At 68.9% G+C, this 18288-nt stretch carries 14 protein-coding genes; 8 read left to right on the forward strand and 6 right to left on the reverse strand.

All coding sequences use genetic code 11. From position 1 onward, the window contains the following. Together BW39_RS24660 and BW39_RS24665 are read left to right on the forward strand one after the other, a co-directional pair. Positions 1-2445 (forward strand): choice-of-anchor U domain-containing protein (locus BW39_RS24660; RefSeq protein ID WP_043824773.1); only part of this gene is annotated, 2445 nt, incomplete at its 5' end. Positions 2446-2790: 345 nt separating this feature from the next. Then, a complete protein-coding gene (locus BW39_RS24665) occupies positions 2791-5409 on the forward strand; it encodes a PepSY domain-containing protein (protein ID WP_043824775.1) in 2619 nt (872 codons plus the stop codon). A 151-nt stretch (positions 5410-5560) separates the two neighbouring features. On the opposite strand, the gene BW39_RS30645 is transcribed toward BW39_RS24665, so the two are convergent. The 5 genes from BW39_RS30645 to BW39_RS24690 form a co-directional block, all read right to left on the reverse strand. Beyond that, positions 5561-6721, reverse strand: coding sequence for a CMD domain-containing protein (locus BW39_RS30645; RefSeq protein WP_012202463.1), 1161 nt, complete (start codon positions 6719-6721; stop codon positions 5561-5563). A gap of 7 nt (positions 6722-6728) precedes the next feature. After that, a complete protein-coding gene (locus BW39_RS24675) occupies positions 6729-8210 on the reverse strand; it encodes a SidA/IucD/PvdA family monooxygenase (protein WP_043824777.1) in 1482 nt (493 codons plus the stop codon). Positions 8211-8275: 65 nt separating this feature from the next. After that, on the reverse strand, positions 8276-9283 hold the full coding sequence (locus BW39_RS24680) for a Bug family tripartite tricarboxylate transporter substrate binding protein (RefSeq protein WP_043824778.1): 1008 nt from the start codon (positions 9281-9283) through the stop codon (positions 8276-8278). A gap of 162 nt (positions 9284-9445) precedes the next feature. Further along, entirely contained in the window at positions 9446-9835 is a 390-nt protein-coding gene (locus BW39_RS24685; RefSeq protein WP_013800295.1) for a YXWGXW repeat-containing protein, read from the reverse strand. A gap of 182 nt (positions 9836-10017) precedes the next feature. Beyond that, positions 10018-10758, reverse strand: coding sequence for a helix-turn-helix domain-containing protein (locus tag BW39_RS24690; RefSeq protein ID WP_012202467.1), 741 nt, complete (start codon positions 10756-10758; stop codon positions 10018-10020). A gap of 114 nt (positions 10759-10872) precedes the next feature. Between BW39_RS24690 and BW39_RS24695 the strand changes: the two genes are divergently transcribed. Together BW39_RS24695 and BW39_RS24700 are read left to right on the forward strand one after the other, a co-directional pair. Continuing rightward, a complete protein-coding gene (locus tag BW39_RS24695) occupies positions 10873-11697 on the forward strand; it encodes a hypothetical protein (RefSeq protein ID WP_043824780.1) in 825 nt (274 codons plus the stop codon). 11 nt (positions 11698-11708) lie between these two features. Beyond that, positions 11709-13673: an MFS transporter gene (locus BW39_RS24700; RefSeq protein WP_043824797.1), complete on the forward strand. Its 1965-nt coding sequence runs from the start codon at positions 11709-11711 to the stop codon at positions 13671-13673. Here the strand turns inward: BW39_RS24700 and BW39_RS24705 are convergent. Next, complete coding sequence (locus tag BW39_RS24705; protein ID WP_043824782.1) at positions 13670-14854, reverse strand: saccharopine dehydrogenase family protein; 1185 nt, start codon at positions 14852-14854, stop codon at positions 13670-13672. The two genes, BW39_RS24700 and BW39_RS24705, sit on opposite strands and share 4 nt — an antisense overlap. Before the next feature lie 310 nt (positions 14855-15164). Here BW39_RS24705 and BW39_RS24710 point away from each other — a divergent pair, with 310 nt between their 5' ends. From BW39_RS24710 to BW39_RS24725, 4 genes are all read left to right on the forward strand, one after another. Then, complete coding sequence (locus tag BW39_RS24710) at positions 15165-15638, forward strand: YiaA/YiaB family inner membrane protein (protein WP_012202471.1); 474 nt, start codon at positions 15165-15167, stop codon at positions 15636-15638. Between the two features lie 37 nt (positions 15639-15675). Further along, entirely contained in the window at positions 15676-16146 is a 471-nt protein-coding gene (locus BW39_RS24715) for a hypothetical protein (RefSeq protein WP_013800299.1), read from the forward strand. Positions 16147-16154: 8 nt separating this feature from the next. Continuing rightward, the gene (locus tag BW39_RS24720; protein WP_013800300.1) at positions 16155-16973 is read left to right on the forward strand and encodes a DUF2145 domain-containing protein; all 819 of its coding nucleotides are present in this window, start codon (positions 16155-16157) and stop codon (positions 16971-16973) included. A gap of 67 nt (positions 16974-17040) precedes the next feature. Further along, positions 17041-18174 (forward strand): zinc ribbon domain-containing protein, encoded by a 1134-nt coding sequence (locus tag BW39_RS24725; protein WP_043824784.1) that lies wholly within the window; start codon positions 17041-17043, stop codon positions 18172-18174. Positions 18175-18288 lie beyond the last annotated feature (114 nt).

The raw sequence follows: 18288 nt of genomic DNA on the forward strand, positions 1-18288 counted from the left end.
GCCACCAGCGTGACCATCAAGGACCTGGTGCCGGCAGGCATCAGCATCACGGGCGTGCCGACTGGTGCAAACGTGGCCAGCGCGACCTGCACGCCCAATACCTTCCCCTTCGTGGGCAATGGCACGGCGATCCTGTCTTGCACGGTGAACTTCACCACACCGGTGGCGGCTGGCAGCAACAGCAGCTTCAATTTGCCGGCTGTGCCGACGGCGGTAGGTTCGAGCACCAACACGGCCTCCTACGATCCGTCGGGCGGCATCAGCCCGGTCAATCCGACGGCGGGTTGCACGACAGACTGCGCTTCCACGCCGGTGACTCCGGTCACGCCGGGTACGCCAGCGCTGACAGTCACCAAGGCCAACCCCGGCAGCCTGGCCGTGGGCACGCCCTTCAACTACGCCTTCGCGGTAGCGAATGCGGCCGGTGCCTTCGGCCCTGCCACCAGCGTGACCATCAAGGACCTGGTGCCGGCAGGCATCAGCATCACGGGCGTGCCGACTGGTGCAAACGTGGCCAGCGCGACCTGCACGCCCAATACCTTCCCCTTCGTGGGCAATGGCACGGCGATCCTGTCTTGCACGGTGAGCTTCACCACGCCGGTGGCGGCTGGCGGCAACAGCAGCTTCAACCTGCCAGCTGTGCCGACGGCGGTGGGTTCGAGCACCAACACGGCCTCCTACGATCCGTCGGGTGGCATCAGCCCCGTCAATCCCACGGCCGGCTGCACGACGAACTGCGCATCGACGCCTTCCACGCCGGTGACCCCTGGTACTCCTGCGCTGACGGTCACCAAGGCCAACCCGGGTAGCCTGGCTGTGGGGACTGCGTTCAACTACGCGTTCTCCGTGTCCAATGCCGCCAGTGCCTTCGGTCCCGCCAACAGCGTGACCATCAAGGACCTGGTACCGGCAGGCATCAGCATCACGGGCGTGCCGACCGGTGCGAACGTGTCCAGTGCGACCTGCACGCCCAACACCTTCCCGTTTGCGGGTAACGGCAGCTCCGTGCTGACGTGCACGGTGAGCTTCACCACACCGGTGGCGGCTGGTGGCAGCACCAGCTTCAGCCTGCCGGCTATGCCGACGGCTGTGGGCTCGAGCACGAACACAGCTTCCTACGATCCGTCGGGTGGAATCAGCCCGGTCAATCCGACGGCCGGCTGCACGACGAGCTGCGCATCGACGCCTTCCACGCCGGTGAGCCCTGGCACTCCTGCGCTGACGGTCACCAAAGCCAACCCCGGCAGCCTGGCTGTAGGCACGCCGTTCAACTACGCCTTCACGGTAGCGAATGCGGCTGGTGCGTTTGGTCCCGCCAACAGCGTGACCATCAAGGACCTGGTGCCTGCGGGTATCAGCATCACGGGCGTGCCGAGCGGTGCGAACGTGGCCAGTGCGACCTGCACGCCCAATACCTTCCCCTTCGTGGGCAATGGCACGGCGATCCTGTCTTGCACGGTGAGCTTCACCACGCCGGTGGCGGCTGGCAGCAACAGCAGCTTCAACCTGCCAGCTGTGCCGACGGCTGTGGGGTCGAGCACGAACACGGCTTCCTACGATCCGTCGGGTGGCATCAGCCCGGTCAATCCGACGGCAGGTTGCACTGTGAACTGTGCATCGACACCAGCAACGCCGGTCACTCCCAGCACGCAGGTGCCGGTGGCTCCGACGCTGACGGTTTCGCCGACCACGGTGGGAGGCTATCCGCAGATTTCCGGCACCGGCACGCCGGGCTACACGATCACGGTGAAGGATGGCTCGACGACACTGTGTACGGCAATCGTCGCGGCCGATCAGACGTGGAGCTGCACGCCAGGCGGCGGCTTGCCGACGCCGGGTCTGCACACGATCAGCGCGACCCAGACCAATCCTGGCAATGGCAACACCGGACCTGCCACAACGACTTCGCTCAACGTGCTCGGAACGACCTTCACGGGTCCGACAGCCACCGGGGCAGGCAACGCCACGGCGACCTTGAGCGGTGGTGGCGCGGGCTGCGGGTTCGATGTGTCGCAGTCGTCCTTCGTCGCGGCTGCGGCGGGTGCGCCGGGCCAGTTGAGCTTCCCGTACGGCAATGTGCACTTCGTGGCCCGAGGCTGTACGGCCAGCAGCTCGATCACGGTCAGCGTCACCTGGCCGGGTCCGGTGACCGGCATGGCGTACTGGAAGTTCGGTCCAGCGTCCGCAGGGGCGGCGGACTCCTGGTATCAGCCTCCGGGTGCGGTGGTGTCGGGCAATACGACCTCGGTGGTGGTCACCGATGGCGGCCAGGGTGATGACGATCGCGCAGCCAATGGCGTGATCGTGGATCCCAGCGGTCCGGCGCGTGTGGGTGCGGCACCGGATGCCACTCCGATCCCTGCGCTCGAACCGCGCATGCTCGCCATGGCCATGCTGCTGATGCTGGCCGCAGGCCTGTGGAATCTGCGCCGCAGACGCGGTTGACACACGGTTGAAGAGGAGCTGAACCATCGCCTGCCGAACCTGTTTCGGCAGGCGATTTCCATTGGGCGCAGGTGCTGCATCCCGGCGGCCCAAGCCTGCCCGTAACCCCAGGCCGCCTTGCGGGCCTATCGCGCGTGCAACACGCCGTAAATGAGAACAATTTAGAATTTCTTGCTGATTGGCGCCTTCCGTCGACAAGTCCCGGCCAACGCCGCCCGGGGCCGATGCACAGGTGCCGCGCACTTTCATCTCTGCCCGCCTGCCTTCCATGCACCGTTCTGTCCTGATGTTCCGTTGCGCACCGCAATGGATTTCCGACCGACGCCGCCTGCTCGCCTGCTTCCCATGACTTTCAAGAAAATCTGGTTCCAGTTGCACTGGTTCGTCGGCATTACGGCCGGTACGGTGCTCATCGTCATCGGGCTGTCGGGCGCGGTGTTTTCCTTTCACGAGGAAATCCTGGGATGGATGAATCCCGGCACTGCCTCCGTGCCCGCGCGCGATGCCGCGCCGCTGGCGCCGCCGCAGGTTGCGCAGGCGCTGCGCGAGGCCGGCGAGCAGCGCGTGGTCCAGCGCATCACCGTCTTTGCCGAGCCCGGCCGCTCGGCCCAGGTGGCCTTCAAGCCGCCGGCCGGCCAGCGCCGGGGCCAGACGGTCTTTGTCGATCCCTACACGGGCGCGCAGCTGCCTGAGCAGCACGGCACGGAGTTTTTCGAATGGGTGGAGCGCCTGCACCGCTGGCTGCTGCTGTCGCGCGATGACGGCAAGCCCATCACGGGCACGCTGGCCGGCCTGCTGCTGATGCTGTCGCTGTCGGGCCTGTACCTGCGCTGGCCGCGCCGGCCGCTGTCATGGCGCACCTGGCTGACCTTCGATCCGGCGCTCAAAGGCCGCTCCTTCCTCTGGGGCCTGCACTCGGTGGCGGGCACCTGGGCCCTGGTGGCCTATGTGGTGTTCACCTGCACCGGCATGTACTGGGCCTTTGGCGTGGTGCGCAGCACGGTGGACGGCTGGGCCGGCGTGCCGCCGCGTGTGGCCGCTCCCGCGGCGCCGTCCTCGAAACTGGGTGGCGGCCGGCCTGAGCCGGCTGGCGCGCAGCAGCCCATCGACATCGCGCCCGGCTGGGCCGCCTTCGAGCGCATCGCCCATGGCTGGCAGTTCGCCCAGCTGCGCCTGCCCGAGCGTGCGGGCCAGCCCCTGCAGATCAGCTGGCTGGATGCCGATGCCGCCCATGAGCGCGCGCGCAACCAGATGGCCCTGCTGCCCGACGGCGCCGTGCAGCGCGACGAGCGCTATGCCGACCTGCCCACGGGCCGCCGCGCCGTGGGCGCCATCTACCCGCTGCACATGGGCACTTATTTCGGCATGCCGGGGCGCATCTTCATGACGCTGGCCTCGCTGATCATGCCCCTGTTCGCCATCACGGGCTGGATGCTCTACCTGGACCGCCGGCGCAAGGCGCGCGCCCTGGCCAAGGAGCGCCAGGCGCTGATGGCGGACCCGCCACCGTCCGCGCCTGCGGGCCAGGACACCGTGCTGGTCGCCTTTGCCAGCCAGGCCGGCCGCGCCGAGCGCCTGGCCGTGGCCACCGTGGCCGCGCTGCGCGGCGCAGGCATGGCGGCCAGCCTGCAATCCGTGGCGGCGCTGGATGCCGAGCAACTGCGCCACCACCGGCGCGTGCTCTTCGTGGCCAGCACCTTCGGCGAAGGCGACCCACCCGATGCCGCGCGCCGCTTTGCGCGCCTGCTGGGCGCGGCCTCGGGCTCGGCCCTGCCGCACCTGCAATACGGCCTGCTGGCGTTGGGTGACCGGCAGTACGCGGCCTTCTGCGGCTTTGGTCATGCGCTGGACCACCAACTGCGCCGCCTGGGCGCACAGCCCGTGTTTCCGCTGATCGAGATGGATGGCGAGCAACCCCAGGCCTGGAATGCCTGGCAGCAGGCGCTGGCTGGGCATTTCGGGGCCATGCCGCCTGCATCGGATGCGCTGCCTGCGTCCGCTGCAGGCCCGCTGGCCGATGCCACGGCCTTTGCCGCATGGCCGCTGCAGGCGCGCAGCCTGTGCAATGCGGGCAGCCAGGGCGCCGGTCTCTACGTGCTGGAACTGTCGCCGCCCGAAGGCGTGGCCCCGCTGTGGCGGGCTGGTGCGCTGGCCGAGGTGCTGCCACGCCATGGCGCAGCCACCGTGCAGGCCTGGTTGGCCGCCCAGGAATGCGACGGCTCGGCCACCGTGCAATGGCGCCAGCAGACCTGCACGCTGGGTGAGGCGCTGGCCGCCAGCGTGCTGCCGGCCCCGGGCGATATCGCCCCCGGCACCGCGCCCCGGGCCGTGGCCGATGCGCTGCTGCCGCTGCTGCCGCGCAGTTACTCGGTCGCCTCGCTGCCGCAGGACGGCCATGTGCGGCTGCTGGTGCGCCAGGCCCGCCATGACGGCGGCCTGGGCGTGGCGTCGGGCTGGCTGACGGCGCATGCGGCCCAGGGCACATCCGTGGCCATGAGACTGGTGGAAAACCGCGCCTTCGAGCCGCGTGAAGAGGAAGGTACCGAGCCCGATGCGCCGGCCATCTTCATCGGCAACGGCTCCGGTTATGCCGGCCTGCGCGGCCACCTGCTGGCGCGCATGCACGCAGGCCGCCACCGCAACTGGCTGCTGTTCGGTGAGCGCCAGCGGGCCCATGACGGGTACTGCGAGGCCGAGGTCTCCGGCTGGCTGGCCGCGGGCAAGCTGCAGCGCGCCGACTTCATCTACTCCCGCGACCAGGCCCGGCGCCGCTACGTGCAGGACGCCCTGCGCGAAGCCGCCGAACCCCTGCGCGACTGGATCGCCGACGGCGCCGTGCTCTACGTCTGCGGCAGCGCCGACGGCATGGCCGCAGGCGTTGATGCCGCGCTGGCCGACATCCTGGGCGCTACCGCCGTCGAAGACCTGATCGTCGAAGGCCGTTACAGAAGAGATGTGTACTGAACGTGGTGCGCATGCTGGACGTAGCGGATAAAACCGGCGCGGCCCCAAAGCAGGGGACAGCAAGCAAGGGCCGCCCCGCAGCGAGGCTGTCGTCCCCCTCCCGCGTAGCGAGAGAGGGCGCCGTGCATACGGGGGAAGGCGCGTAAGCGCCTCAGGGGGTGATGTACCTCTCCTTGCCGAGATTGAGCATCAACCGGTTCGCCCAGCCGAACAGCGCGGCCGAATGCAGCATGTCCAGGATTTCCTGGTCGGTGAGGCCGGCATCGCGCAGCGGCTGCAGCTGGGCGGCACCAAAGCTGCCCGGCGCGCGCGTCAGCGCCAGCGAGGACTGGATGATGGCGCGTTCGCGCGCATTGGTGCCGGCCGTGTCCGGGTCGTCGAACATCTGGGCCATGACATCGTTGCGCTTGGCCAGCTGCTCGAAGCGCTGGGCGTGGACCGATGCGCAGTACACGCAGCCGTTGGAGCGCGAGACGGCCGTGGCCGCCACCTCGCGCTCGGCGCGCGACAGGCCGCCGGGCGCGTACATGATGGCGTTGAAGGCCTGCGAGCGCTCCGACAGCACGCGCGGCTGGCGGGCCAGCAGCAGGTAGAAGTCCGACGTGCGCGCCTTGGGGTGGCTCAGGTCCAGCACGGCCTGCTGCTCGGCCGTGGCCGTGGCAGGGTCGAGCACGGGCAGCCAGGACGTCCAGTCCAGCGTTTCGCTGGTGTAGCCGTTGCGGCGCAGCGGCTCGCCCGGTGGCGGCAGGTTGGCGGGGTGCACGAAGGGTGCGGCGGCGGCTTCGGCAGCCGGTGCGCTGGCCTGGCCGCCCAGCGCGTCCATGGCCTGCACGCCCGCGAACAGGCGCAATTGGTAGGCGATGAAGCCCACCAGCTGGGCCACCAGCACGGTGTCGTCGATGGACAGCCCGGACTCGGGCATGGCCAGCAGGGCGGCGCGGTCGCTTTCGGCGGGGTGCAGGGCCAGGGTGCGCACGAAGTGCAGGGCCGCATCCAGGCGCGCATTGCCGGTCTGGGCGCCGGGCTGGGCCAGCACGGTGCGCAGCGCGGGCGTCAGGGCATCGCCCAGGGACTCGGCACGCTGGCGGTATTCATCGGCCAGGGCCTGCACGCCGCTGACGCGGCATTGCTCGCTGGCCAGCACCAGGCGCTCGGCGCGGGACAGGCTGTCGGCCAGGCCGTCGCCCAGCAGCAGGTCCTCGCAGGCCTGGGTGGCAATGGCCACCTTGTCGCGCTGGCGGCGCGTGGCGAAAACGGGGGACTGGTCGGTCAGGCCGGCCAGGCGGTCGATGGTGTCGTTGGCGGTGGTCATGGGTATCTCAGGTCTTGTCTGCCAGGGCCCGCACGCGGGCTTCGGGGTCGGCGGGCGTCCATTCGCTGCCGTCGAGCTCGGGCTCGGAATAGGACTGCAACTGGGCGTAGTGGTGTTCCAGGTCCTCGCGGTAGAACAGCGAGGCCAGGCCCTGGGCCAGCTTGCGCGCGCCGTCGCTGATGGCGGGGATATCACCCGACACCGTGCCGTGCGACAGCGCGGCCGGATAGCAAAAGCAGTGCACATGGTCCAGGCCTGGCAGGGCGCCGGGCGTCTTTTCCTGGAACTCGAACAGCGGGCCCAGGTCGGGCGAGTCCGACAGTTCCTGGTCCTCGGCACCCGCCTCGGGCACGAAGCGGTCGCTCCAGATGCGCACATGGGGCGCCAGGTCGGCAAACTCGGGGCGCTGGCGCCAGTCGATGGCAAAGCCGGTGGAGACGATCAGGAAGTCCAGCACGAACACGCCGCGCGGCGTGTCCACGCGCAGCCGGTCTCCGTCCTGCTCCACCTTCTGCACGGCGCAGCCCAGGTTGAAGTGGGCGTTGGCATGGCGCGAGACGCGCAGCGTGCTGCCGTGCGGAGGTGGCACCTGCTGCACGTTGATGTAGTGGCGTATGCGCCATTTCCAGGCGTCGGGCAGCAGGAACTGGCCGTGCGTGAGGCCTGGCGTGCCCGAGCCCTTGGATTTGTTGATGCGCGGCAGGTCGCTGCGGCGCACCAGCAGGTCCACGCTGGCGGCGCCGTTCTCCAGCGCGGTGGCTGCGCTGTCCATGGCCGAGGAGCCCGCGCCCACCACGCCCACGTGCAGGCCGGCCAGGCGGCTGTAGTCGAGCACGTCGGAGGAGTGCGCCCAGCGGCTGCGGTCCACGCCCTGCATGAAGGCGGGGATCTGCGGGCCGCCCAGGCCGTCGCGGCCCGTGGCCAGCACCACGCGGCGCGCCAGCCAGGTGCGCGAGGCGCCATCGGCCGTCACATCGACCTCGACCGTGCCGTCGGCCTGCGGGCGGATGGCGGTGACCTGGTGGCCGTTGCGCACGTCGCAGCGCATCACGCGGCGGTACCAGCGCAGGTAGTCCATCCACTGCAGGCGCGGGATCTTGTCCAGCGCGGCCCAGGCTTCGCGGCCCCATTGGGCGATGAACCAGGCGCGGAAGGTCAGCGAGGGCAGGCCCAGCGCAGGGCCGGTCAGCTCCTTGGGCGAGCGCAGGGTTTCCATGCGCGCCGTCGTGGCCCAGGGGCCTTCGAAGTCCAGCGGGGCCTTGTCCAGCAAAACGGCCGCGATGCCCAGCTGGGACAGCGCGGCCGACAGGGCCAGGCCGGCCTGGCCGGCGCCGATGACCAGGACATCGTGCACGGGCTGGCCGTTGCGGGTGGAGGGAGGAATCCAGGCCTTGGCAGGCCAGCCCAGGGCGACGAGGTCGTCGCGCAGGCGTTCTTCAAGGGCAGCCAGGCCCGCAGGGGCCGGGGCTGCCGGTTCGGTCAGGGACATAGACTCACCAGGAACTCACGAGGAAAGGCGCGCCAGCGGGGCAGGGCCTGCGGGCGCGCGCGGCATCAATCGATGCTGATTTTCGCGTCTTTGACCACCTGTGCCCACTTCAGGCGGTCGTTGTGCACGGTTTTCTTGAACTGCTCGGGCGTTTCGATGCGGATGGCATTGCCCTGGGACTCGAAGCGCGCACGCACCTCGGGCAGCTCCAGCACCTCGCGCACGGCCTGGCTGAGCTTGGCCACGATGGCCGGGTCCGTGCCCTTGGGCGCGAAGATGCCGAACCAGATCGAGCTGTCGAAGCCCTTGGTGCCCGTCAGGCCGCTGGAGGCGATGGTGGGCACTTCCTTGATGACTTCCACGGGCTTGGCCGTGGTCACGCCCAGCAGGCGGACCTTGCCGCTCTTGTAGTGGGGCAGCACGGTCTGGACCTGGTTCATGATGCAGCAGGTCTCGCCGCGCAGCACCGAGGTGATGGCCTCGGGGCCGCCCTTGTAGGGCACGTGAACCATGTTCAGGCCCAGGCGCGCATTGAACTCGGCAAAGGCCATGTGCGTGCCCGCGCCGTTGCCCGTGGATGCGTAGTTGTACTTGCCGGGGTTGGCCTTGATCTCGTCCACGAACTCCTTGAGGTTCTTGACGTTGATCACGTTGGGATTGATGGTCAGCACGTTGGACACATCGATCAGCGGCGCCACCGGCACGAAGTCGGTTTCCACGTCAAACGGCAGCTTCTTGTACAGCGCGGCATTGCTGCCGTGCGTGGCAGCCGTGCCGAAGGCCAGCGTGTAGCCGTCCGGCTTGGCGCGCGCCACGATCTCGCTGGCGATGTTGCCGGCCGCTCCCGACTTGTAGTCAATGATCAGCGGCTGGCCCAGGCGCTGGGACAGCGGCTCCTGCACGCCGCGCGCGATCACGTCCACGCCCGAGCCTGCCGGGAAGCCCAGGATCATGGTCACGGGCTGGTGCGGCCACGAAGCCGCCGAATCGGCTGCCACCGCTGCGGTGGAGCCGAGGACGGCCAGGGCCGCGGCGGCGGCGGGAATCCAGGAGCGGAAAAACGAGGGGCGCATGGTGTGCAGGGAAATCCGGTGAATCAATTCCCATATTTTCCTGAGAACTTAATGAGCCACTTTTATATGCATATGTTGGTATGAAGCCAGTGTGGGCATGGCCGCGGCTGCCAGCAAAAAGCCCGCCGATGGGGCGGGCTTCATGCCGGGCGCAAGCGCCCATCAATGGCGGTAGGGGTTGTTGGGGCGGCGGTCATGGCGGTCCGGCACGCCGTCGCGGTCACGGTCCCAGCGGCCGGGTGCGTAGCCCCAGCGGCCACCCTGCTGAGACCACACGGGCTGGCGGTACACATAGCCGGGACGCGCCTTGACCCAGTGGCCGGCCACCCAGGCATGGCGGTGGCCCTGCGGGCGCCAGTAGCCGGGTGCCCAGACGTAGCCGCGGCGCGGTGCAGGAACCGCCTCGTAGCGCATGGGAGGCGGCGCGCCGAACTGGACCGAGATGGCGGCGCCCGGCGCCGCATAGGTCACGTTGGCCTGGGCCTGCGCGGTGCCGGCCCATCCGGCCAGGGCCAGGGTGGCGGCGATCAGCGGTGTGCGAAGGGAAATCATGGCGGCTCCTTGTCCTTGGTTCATCGGGCTGGAGTCCTGGTGAAAGGAATCCATGACTGCATGGTGCAGGTCCATCGTCAATCCCGGGTTGCCGCGCCGCGAAGTCTTGCAATCTTGTGTATCGCCTTGGTGAAGCCTTGTTGCCAGGCGCTGCAGCGCAGGCTGCCGTCCTGCAGCCGCCGTCAGACAGTGCCTCTTCGGAGCGCCGTGAACGCCGTGAATTCCCAGCTGCGCATGGCCAGCACCAGGGTGTAGCCCTCTCGCTGGCCCGGCGGCAGGCGCTGGTCCTGCAGGTGCTGCTGGGAAAAGTCATGGGCCAGCCGCTGTATGCGTTCCACGAAGCTGGGCGCCAGATGCCGGCCGATGGAGCCGTGCACCATCAGCATGCCTTCGCCCGGCTGGTCGAAGCCGCCGCCGAAGTAGTCGAGCACGGCGTTCTCGCGGAAGTACTCCATCACCGGCCCGCGTGCGCGCCAGCGGAAGGTCTTGGCCAGGCGCAGCCGGTAGCGGTTGCCGGGGCGCAGTTCGATGATGCCGATGCGGTCCAGCTGGGCCAGGTAGCGGATGCCTTCGGCCTCGGTCATGCGGTAGGTGGCCACGATCTGCTCCAGCGTCCACTGGCTGAGCACGCAGATGGCCATCAGCAGCAGCTTGCGGTCGGCGACCACGGCGTTCTCCTGCTCGGGCGTCATCTCCTGCAGCAGCGGTTGGCTGTCGGCCACGCGGCGCGCCAGGTCGGCGAAGTCCAGGCTCAGCGCGCGGCAGATGGCATCGATGCGCGACAGCGGCATGTCGCCCTTGGCCAGCATGCGCTTGACGCTGGACTCGGCCATGCCCAGGGCACGCGCCAGGTCGGCATAAGTCATCTGGGCGGCCTTGAGTTCCTTCTTGAGGGCGATGACGAGGTCGGCAGTGGTGCTCATGGGTAGCGATTATCGATACCTGAGGTGCTGGTTTGCGCAGCGGGTGCAGAAAAACGATGCTGGAAGGGCCGATGGCTCGCCACACTCCGCCTCACTTTTCACGAGGAGCAACACATGCCATCCGTATCGATTTCACCGGCCGCCGCCCTGCGCGCGCTGTACTGGGGCGCTGCCCTGCTGCTGCTGGCCGCCTGGCTTGGCCCCGCCGTGCCGCAGCCGCAGGACTTTCACGCGTTTGCCGATCAGCGTGCCTGGGGGGCGCTGCCCCATGCGCTGGATGTGCTCAGCAACCTGGGCTTTGCCTGGGCCGCCGTGGCGGGCGCGCGCCTGCTGCTGGACCGGCGCAGCCAGGCGCTGGCGCCGGCCCTGCGCTGGCTGGCCGCGCTGTTCTTCACGGGGCTGGCGTGTTCGGCCATAGGTTCGTCCGTCTACCACTGGGCACCCCACGATGCCACCCTGGCTGGCGACCGGCTGGGCATGTCCATGGCCTTTGCCGGCATGCTGGGGCTTGCACTGCAATCGCGCATTGCCGACCGCGTGGCCGTGCGCGCCGCGGTGGCCATGCTGGTCGCCGCCGTGGCCTCGGTGCTGGTCTGGCTGCATGGCGGCAACCTGCTGCCCTGGGCGCTGGTGCAGGGCGGCGGCATGCTGGCGGTGCTGGGCCTGGCCTGCGTGGCGCCGCGCCATGGCGCGCTGGCGCTGCGCCTGGGCGTGGTGATCGCCTGGTATGGCGCGGCCAAGCTGCTGGAGTGGGGCGATGCGGCCGTCTTCGAGGCCACGGCCGGGCTGGTGTCCGGCCACAGCCTCAAGCATGTGGTGGCGGCGGCCGCCGCCCTGCCCGTGATCGCCGCGCTGCGTGCGGCCGGCACGGCGCGCATGACCAGTACGGGCACAATGTGCGCCGATGCGTGCGGCCACGGCGGCGCCACCAACCGTTGAGGGAAGACAAGATGTTCCAGCAAGAGACCGGCAGCCCGTCTGCCCCCACCGCAACGGCCGGCGCCGTGCCATCGGCCGCGCACGAGCACCCCAACCAGTTCGCCCTGCTGGGCCAGCGGCGCTTTGCGCCGTTCTTCTGGACGCAGTTCTCGGGGGCGGCCAACGACAACCTGTTCAAGTTCGCGCTCACCGTGATGGTGACCTACCAGCTCAGCGTCTCCTGGCTGCCTTCGGCCATGGCGGGGCTGGTGATCGGGGCGCTGTTCATCCTGCCGTTCCTGCTGTTCTCGGCCACCTCGGGCCAGCTGACGGACAAGTGGGACAAGACCCGAATGTTCCGCCTGGTCAAGAACCTGGAGATCGCCATCATGGCGCTGGCCGCCTGGGGCTTCATCCAGGCCAATGTGCCTTTGCTGCTGGGCTGCGTCTTCCTGATGGGCCTGCACTCCACGCTGTTCGGCCCCGTGAAATTCGCCTACCTGCCCCAGGTGCTCAGCGAGCGCGAGCTGACGGGCGGCAACGGCATGGTGGAGATGGGCACCTTCGTGGCCATCTTGCTGGGCAACGTGGCAGGCGGCCTGCTGGTGGCCGTGCCCGAGGTGGGCCATATGCAGGTGGCCGTGGCCTGCCTGGCGCTGGCGGTGATCGGGCGGATCTTTGCGCAGTTCATCCCCAATGCGCCGGCCACCGATCCGCACCTGGTCATCAACTGGAACCCCTTCACCGAGACCTGGCGCAACCTGCAGCTGGCCCGCGAGCAGCCCGCCGTGTTCCGCTCGCTGCTGGGCATCAGCTGGATGTGGTTCTTCGGCGCCGTGTTCCTGGCCCAGTTCCCCAGCTTTGCCAAGGAGGTGCTGCATGGCGACGAGCATGTGGCCTCGCTGCTGCTGGTGGTGTTCTCGGTGGGTATCGGCACGGGCTCGCTGCTGTGCGAGGTGTTCAGCCGCCGCCATGTGGAGATCGGCCTGGTGCCGCTGGGCGCCATCGGCATGAGCGTGTTCGCCGTGGACCTGTTCTTTGCCTCGCGCGCGCTGCCGGCCTCCGAGCTGATGGGCGTGGGTGCCTTCTTTGCCCAGCCCGCGCACTGGCGTGTGATGGCCGACCTGGGCATGCTGGCCCTGTCGGCCGGCATCTACAGCGTGCCCATGTACGCGCTGATCCAGATGCGCAGCCAGCCCACGCACCGCGCACGGATCATCGCGGCCAACAACATCCTCAACGCGCTGTTCATGATCGCCTCCAGCGTGCTGGCCGGCGCGCTGCTGGCGGCGGGCTTCAGCATTCCCCAGGTATTCCTGATCACGGGTATTGCCAATGCCGTGGTGGCGGCCTACATCTTCTTGCTGGTGCCCGAGTACCTGCTGCGCTTCGTGGCATGGGTGGCCTCGCGCTTCGTGTACCGCTTCAAGGTGCATGGCGACGAGCACATTCCGGCCACCGGCGCGGCCATCCTGGCCTGCAACCATGTGAGCTTTGTCGATGCCGTGCTGCTCATGGCCGCCAGCCCCCGGCCCATCTACTTCCTGATGGACCACCGCATCTTCCGCGTGCCCTTGCTGGGCTGGCTGTTCCGCCTGGCCAAGGCCATCCCCGTCGCGCCCCAGAAGGAAGATCCCGCCACCTACGAGGCTGCGTTCGAGCGCGCCGCCCAGGTGCTGCGCGAGGGTGATCTGCTGGCCATCTTCCCCGAGGGCGGCATCACGCGCGACGGGCAACTGCAGGAGTTCCGTGGCGGCATCATGAAGATCATCGAGCGTGCCCAGGCCGATGGCCTGCAGGTGCCCGTGGTCCCCATGGCGCTGACCAATCTCTGGGGTTCGTACTTCAGCCGCATCGAGCAGGGCGGCGCCATGGTGCGGCCCTTCCGCCGTGGCCTGTTCAACCGCGTTGGCCTGAACGTGGGCCAGCCCATGGCCCAGGCCGAGGTGCAGCCCGCGCTGCTGCGCGAGCGCGTGCAGCGGCTGCTGGCGGCCTAAGAGGGGTTCTGCTCCTCTACCGTGAAGCTCAGTCCGGCATTGGCCTTGAGCCTGGCGATGAGCGCATTGCCCATGGCGGGCGCCGTGGTCCAGATGCCGCCGGGCGTGTCCGGGGCGTCCTGCAGCAGGCAGACGGCTGCCTCGGTGATCATCTTGGACGTGGAGCCGTAGCCCGGATCGCGGTCGCCCTTGACGCCCACGCGCAGGCTGTGGCCGGCCGTGTCGGTGCCGATGAACAGCACGTCGTAGAAGCCCGATTCACGCTCTTCGCGCGATGGCCCCTCGCCAGGCTTGGGGCCGTCGTCCGCGCCCAGCGACTTGTCGGCCGCCACGGCGTTGGCCAGGGCCTCGCCCTTTTCGCCCGCGCCTGTGACCATCATCTCGTCGTAGACAAAGTCGGCGCCATAGGCATGGCCCAGCAGAAAGTTGGAGCGGTGCACGTTGCGCGTGTTGATGGCCGCCATCACGAAGGGCGCCACCCACAGGTCCAGCACCTCGTCCACCATGGGCTTGCTGCCGGACGGTTGGCGCGGGCCCTCGAAGCCCGGCGTGAGCGAGAACGGATTGCGCAGCAGCTCCAGCACGCCCGGCTGGGCGGCGGCCGCCGCCATGGTGGCCTTGAGGCTGGCTGCCGTGCCGCCCGAGAACGTGCCCTTCATCTTGCGCACCCGGCCCCGCACGCGCTGGGCGGGCTGGCCGAAGCGGGCCTGCATCTCTCGCTGGAGCATGAACACGCCCAGGTCGAAGGGAATGGAATCGAAGCCGCAGGAGAACACGATGCGCGCGCCGCTGGCCTTGGCTGCGGCCTCGTGGGCATCGATCATCTGGCGCATCCACGCTGGCTCGCCGCACAGGTCCACATAGTCCACGCCGGCGCTGGCGCAGGCGGCCACGAGTTCGTTTCCGTAGAGCTGGTAGGGGCCGACCGTGGTCAGCACCAGGCGGGTCTGCTCCATCAGCGCCTGCAGGCTTGCGGGATTGCCGGTGTCGGTCACCACCAGCGGGGTATCGGCGGGCGCGCCCAGCTCGTCGCGCACGGCCGCGAGCTTGGCGGCATTGCGCCCGCCCATGGCCCAGCGCAGCCCGCTGCCTGCGGGGTAGCGCCTGAGCAGGTACTCCACCACCAGCCGGCCCGTGAAGCCGGTGGCGCCGTGGACGACGAGGTCAAAGGGTTTGGTCATGGGAGATCTCCATCAATCAGCGTGGCGAACGTGCGATTGCCCGCTGCACTGCAGCCGGGGTGGGCGCATTGTCTGTGGCGCGCCGCAGGGTTCCTGTCGCCCAGGTGCCGTGCCCCATGTCCTGTGTGCTGGTGTCACATGCAGGAACTTTTTGGGGTGTAAACAACAGTCAAAAACTTGAAAAGTACCGTTTTAAGATACTCAATGGCCTGTGTCTGGCCACTGTTACGGTTGAATGCAGACACGCAAGTTACGTCTGGGCACCATGCGTCCCGTGTTCAACCAATGCCCTTGAGGGGCACCTCGGCAAATGTCCTCTTCTCCCATCGTCGTTCAGCGTGATACCCGGGCCTGGCAACTGCAGGTGTGGGTGTCGTTCGGCATTGCGGTCTCGCTGTGCGCCATCGGCCTGGCATGGCTGCCCGGCGAGCAGCTGGAGCAGGCCTTCATGGTGATGGGCTATGTGTTCTGCCTCTCGGCCGCCTTCGTGCTGGCCAAGTTCGTGCGGGACAACGAGGGCGGCCGCAGCGGCGCAGGCGACACGCCCATGTGGAAGCTGGTGGTCTGGGGCGGCTTTGCCGTGTCCATGGCGCTGACCGGCTGGGGGCTGGTGAGCATGGACATCAACGTGACCTACAAGGCCTTCCTGGGCGTGAGCTGGCTCTACCTCATCACCACCGCCTTCACGCTGGCCAAGATGCTGCGCGACCGCCACGAGGCCGACCTGGCGCAGGCCCGCATGCATGGCCGCCGCGAGGCCGCGCAACCGGCCGACGCCGAGTGATGTCCACCCCTTCCCCGCATTTCCAGGAGTCCAAGCAATGATGGTCAACCAATCCGTTTTCGCGCGCCTGCCGCGTGCCCTGCTGGCCGCTGGCGCGCTGTGCGCAGCCCTGGCCATGGCGCCTGCCCATGCGCAAAGCGAGGCCTCCGTGGCGCTGTCCATGCTGCCCGTGGCCTCCGTGGTGGGCACGGCTTCGGTGGCTTCGACGGCCGCTGGCGCCGTGGTGGCCTTGCCGGCCGCGCTGTCGGTGGGCGGCGCGGTGCTGACCGTGAAGGCGGTGCAGGCCTCGGCCACGGGCACGGTCTATCTGCTCGAGCGTGCCTCCGACGGCGCCCAGGCCAGCGTGGAAGTGGTGGGGCGGGGCGCCTCCGCCTCGGCCTATGCCGTGGGCACGGTGCTGACCTGCAGCGTGATCGGCGCAGGCGTTGTCATCTCGGCGGCCGGCAAGGTGCTGGCCTTCATTCCCAACGAGATGGGCAAGGCCCTGCTGCACAACGAACGCCTGTGATGTCTGCCATGAAACCGCCTCTTTCCCCTTCCCCTGTGGCCCGTGCCGCCTGCCTTGTGCTGCTGCTGGCCGCCGCGCTGGGCACGGCCCATGCAGGGCGCAGCTGCGAGGACAAGCCCCTCACCCCCCAATCCCTGCAAAAGGGGCTGGACCTGGCCCAGCGCACATCCCAGGCGCTGGATGCCGAATATGCGAAGAACGGCACCCGTGTCGTGCTGCTGGCGCGCGTGGGCCAGGACCTGAGCAAGTACGACCTGCACTACTCGCACTACGGCTGGGCCTACAGGACCCCCGAAGGCCCCTGGCGCGTGGCGCACAAGCTCAACGAATGCGGCACGGCCGGCGGCCATGTCTACCGCCAGGGCCTGGGCGAATTCTTCCTAGACGACCTGTGGCGCTACGAGGCCGGCGTTCAGGTGCCCACGCCCGCCGTGCAGCAGGCGCTGTGGACCTTTCTGACCCAGCCCCAGACCGTGCTGCGCCTGCAGCACGAGCCCTACAGCATGGTCAGCTATGCCTGGGGCCAGCGCTACCAGCAGTCCAACCAGTGGGCCACCGAAACCCTGGCCGCCGCCATGGAGCCGGCCACGGTGCAGCGGCGCGAGCAGGCCCAGGCCTGGCTGCAGTTCAAGGGCTACGAGCCCGGCGTGCTGGTCATCCGCGCCCTGTCGCGGCTGGGCGGGCGCGTGACGGCTGCCAACATCGCCTTCGACGACCATCCCAACGACAAGCGCTATGCCAGCCGCATAGAGACCGTGACCGTGGAATCGGTGACGCAGTGGCTGCAGCGCAGCCAGCTGGCGGGTCCGGTGCGCGTGCTGCCCTGAGCCGGACCGGCTCTTCCTTCGCCTGCGGTCTTCCTCGGCCGCAGGCCACTGAAACAGGAGTTTCCCCATGAGCAAGGCACTGCGTCTGCCCGAGAAATGGTTCCGCCGAGGCCTGTGGCTGGTGGCGGTGGTGTTCGCGTCCTTCCTCATCGGCCTGGGAGGCCTGGTGGTGGGGGATCTGCCCCAGGTCGAGTCGCCGCGCACGGTGGAGGACTTCATCGCGCCCGCTGCGGCCGAGCCCGTCAAGGCCGAGATCAAGGCCGCCGATGCCGATCACGACAAGGCGGAGACGGCGCTGCAGAACGCGCGCCTCAAGTACCAGGCCACGCAGGCGCGCTACCGCTCGGCGCGCGAGACCTTCGACAACTGGGTGGCCACGCGCCGCGCCACGGCCCGGCCCGAGCAGGACAGCGAGCTGCTGTCGCGCACCCAGGCGCTGGATGCCATCAAGCAGGAAGAGAACACCGCACGCGCCTCCGTGGAGCGGCTGCAGGACGCCAGCCTGCAGGCACGCCAGCGCCTGGACGCGGCCAACCGCCAGTGGGACGGTCTGCGCGACGGTGCCATGGAGGCCTGGCGCAAGGAGATGCGCGCCATCGAGCTGCGCGTCTTCCTCTACCGCCTGGCGCTGACCCTGCCCCTGCTGCTGGTGGCCGGCTGGCTGTTCGCCAAACAGCGCAAGAGCACCTGGTGGCCCTTTGTCTGGGGCTTCATCTTCTTTGCGCTGTTCGCCTTCTTCGTCGAACTCGTGCCCTACCTGCCCGACTACGGCGGCTACGTGCGCTATGTGGTCGGCATCGTGGTGACGGTGCTGCTGGGGCGCGCGGCCATTCTGGGCCTGAACCGCTACCTGGAGCGGCAAAAGCAGCAGGAGTCACTGCCCGAGACGCAGCGGCGCCAGGAACTGGGCTACGACGTGGCCCTGGCCCGCCTGGCCAAGGGCGTATGCCCGGGCTGCGAGCGCCCCGTGGACCTGAAGGACGGCGCCATCGATTTCTGCCCCCACTGCGGCATAGGCCTGTTCGACCGCTGCGGCAGCTGCAATACCCGCAAGAGCGCCTTTGTGCACTATTGCCACAGCTGCGGCACCCAGGCCGATGGCAACCGCAGGAAGCCGGGAGCCGTGCTGCCTTCCACGTCTGCTGCGCCTGCCGTGGCTCCCGTGCCTCCCGTGCGGGAGGCCGGGCCGGCACCGGGGTGAGTCTGGCTGAGCCCGCCTGACCCCCGCCTGAAGCGGCCCTGGCGGCGGCTGTGGCGGTGTCGGCCGGAGCCGGCAAGACCCTTGAAGCTGCGCGGGGTTGTGGTACACCATGGC

Source organism: Delftia sp. RIT313 (assembly GCF_000632165.1).
GTDB lineage: Bacteria > Pseudomonadota > Gammaproteobacteria > Burkholderiales > Burkholderiaceae_C > Comamonas > Comamonas acidovorans.

Coding starts and splice junctions, on each gene's coding strand:
- BW39_RS24695 (WP_043824780.1), top strand. CDS start 10,873: ATGCCATCCGTATCGATTTCACCGGCCGCCGCCCTGCGCGCGCTGTAC.
- BW39_RS30645 (WP_012202463.1), bottom strand. CDS start 6,721: ATGACCACCGCCAACGACACCATCGACCGCCTGGCCGGCCTGACCGAC.
- BW39_RS24700 (WP_043824797.1), top strand. CDS start 11,709: ATGTTCCAGCAAGAGACCGGCAGCCCGTCTGCCCCCACCGCAACGGCC.
- BW39_RS24720 (WP_013800300.1), top strand. CDS start 16,155: ATGAAACCGCCTCTTTCCCCTTCCCCTGTGGCCCGTGCCGCCTGCCTT.
- BW39_RS24710 (WP_012202471.1), top strand. CDS start 15,165: ATGTCCTCTTCTCCCATCGTCGTTCAGCGTGATACCCGGGCCTGGCAA.
- BW39_RS24685 (WP_013800295.1), bottom strand. CDS start 9,835: ATGATTTCCCTTCGCACACCGCTGATCGCCGCCACCCTGGCCCTGGCC.
- BW39_RS24705 (WP_043824782.1), bottom strand. CDS start 14,854: ATGACCAAACCCTTTGACCTCGTCGTCCACGGCGCCACCGGCTTCACG.
- BW39_RS24680 (WP_043824778.1), bottom strand. CDS start 9,283: ATGCGCCCCTCGTTTTTCCGCTCCTGGATTCCCGCCGCCGCCGCGGCC.
- BW39_RS24675 (WP_043824777.1), bottom strand. CDS start 8,210: ATGTCCCTGACCGAACCGGCAGCCCCGGCCCCTGCGGGCCTGGCTGCC.
- BW39_RS24665 (WP_043824775.1), top strand. CDS start 2,791: ATGACTTTCAAGAAAATCTGGTTCCAGTTGCACTGGTTCGTCGGCATT.
- BW39_RS24715 (WP_013800299.1), top strand. CDS start 15,676: ATGATGGTCAACCAATCCGTTTTCGCGCGCCTGCCGCGTGCCCTGCTG.
- BW39_RS24725 (WP_043824784.1), top strand. CDS start 17,041: ATGAGCAAGGCACTGCGTCTGCCCGAGAAATGGTTCCGCCGAGGCCTG.
- BW39_RS24690 (WP_012202467.1), bottom strand. CDS start 10,758: ATGAGCACCACTGCCGACCTCGTCATCGCCCTCAAGAAGGAACTCAAG.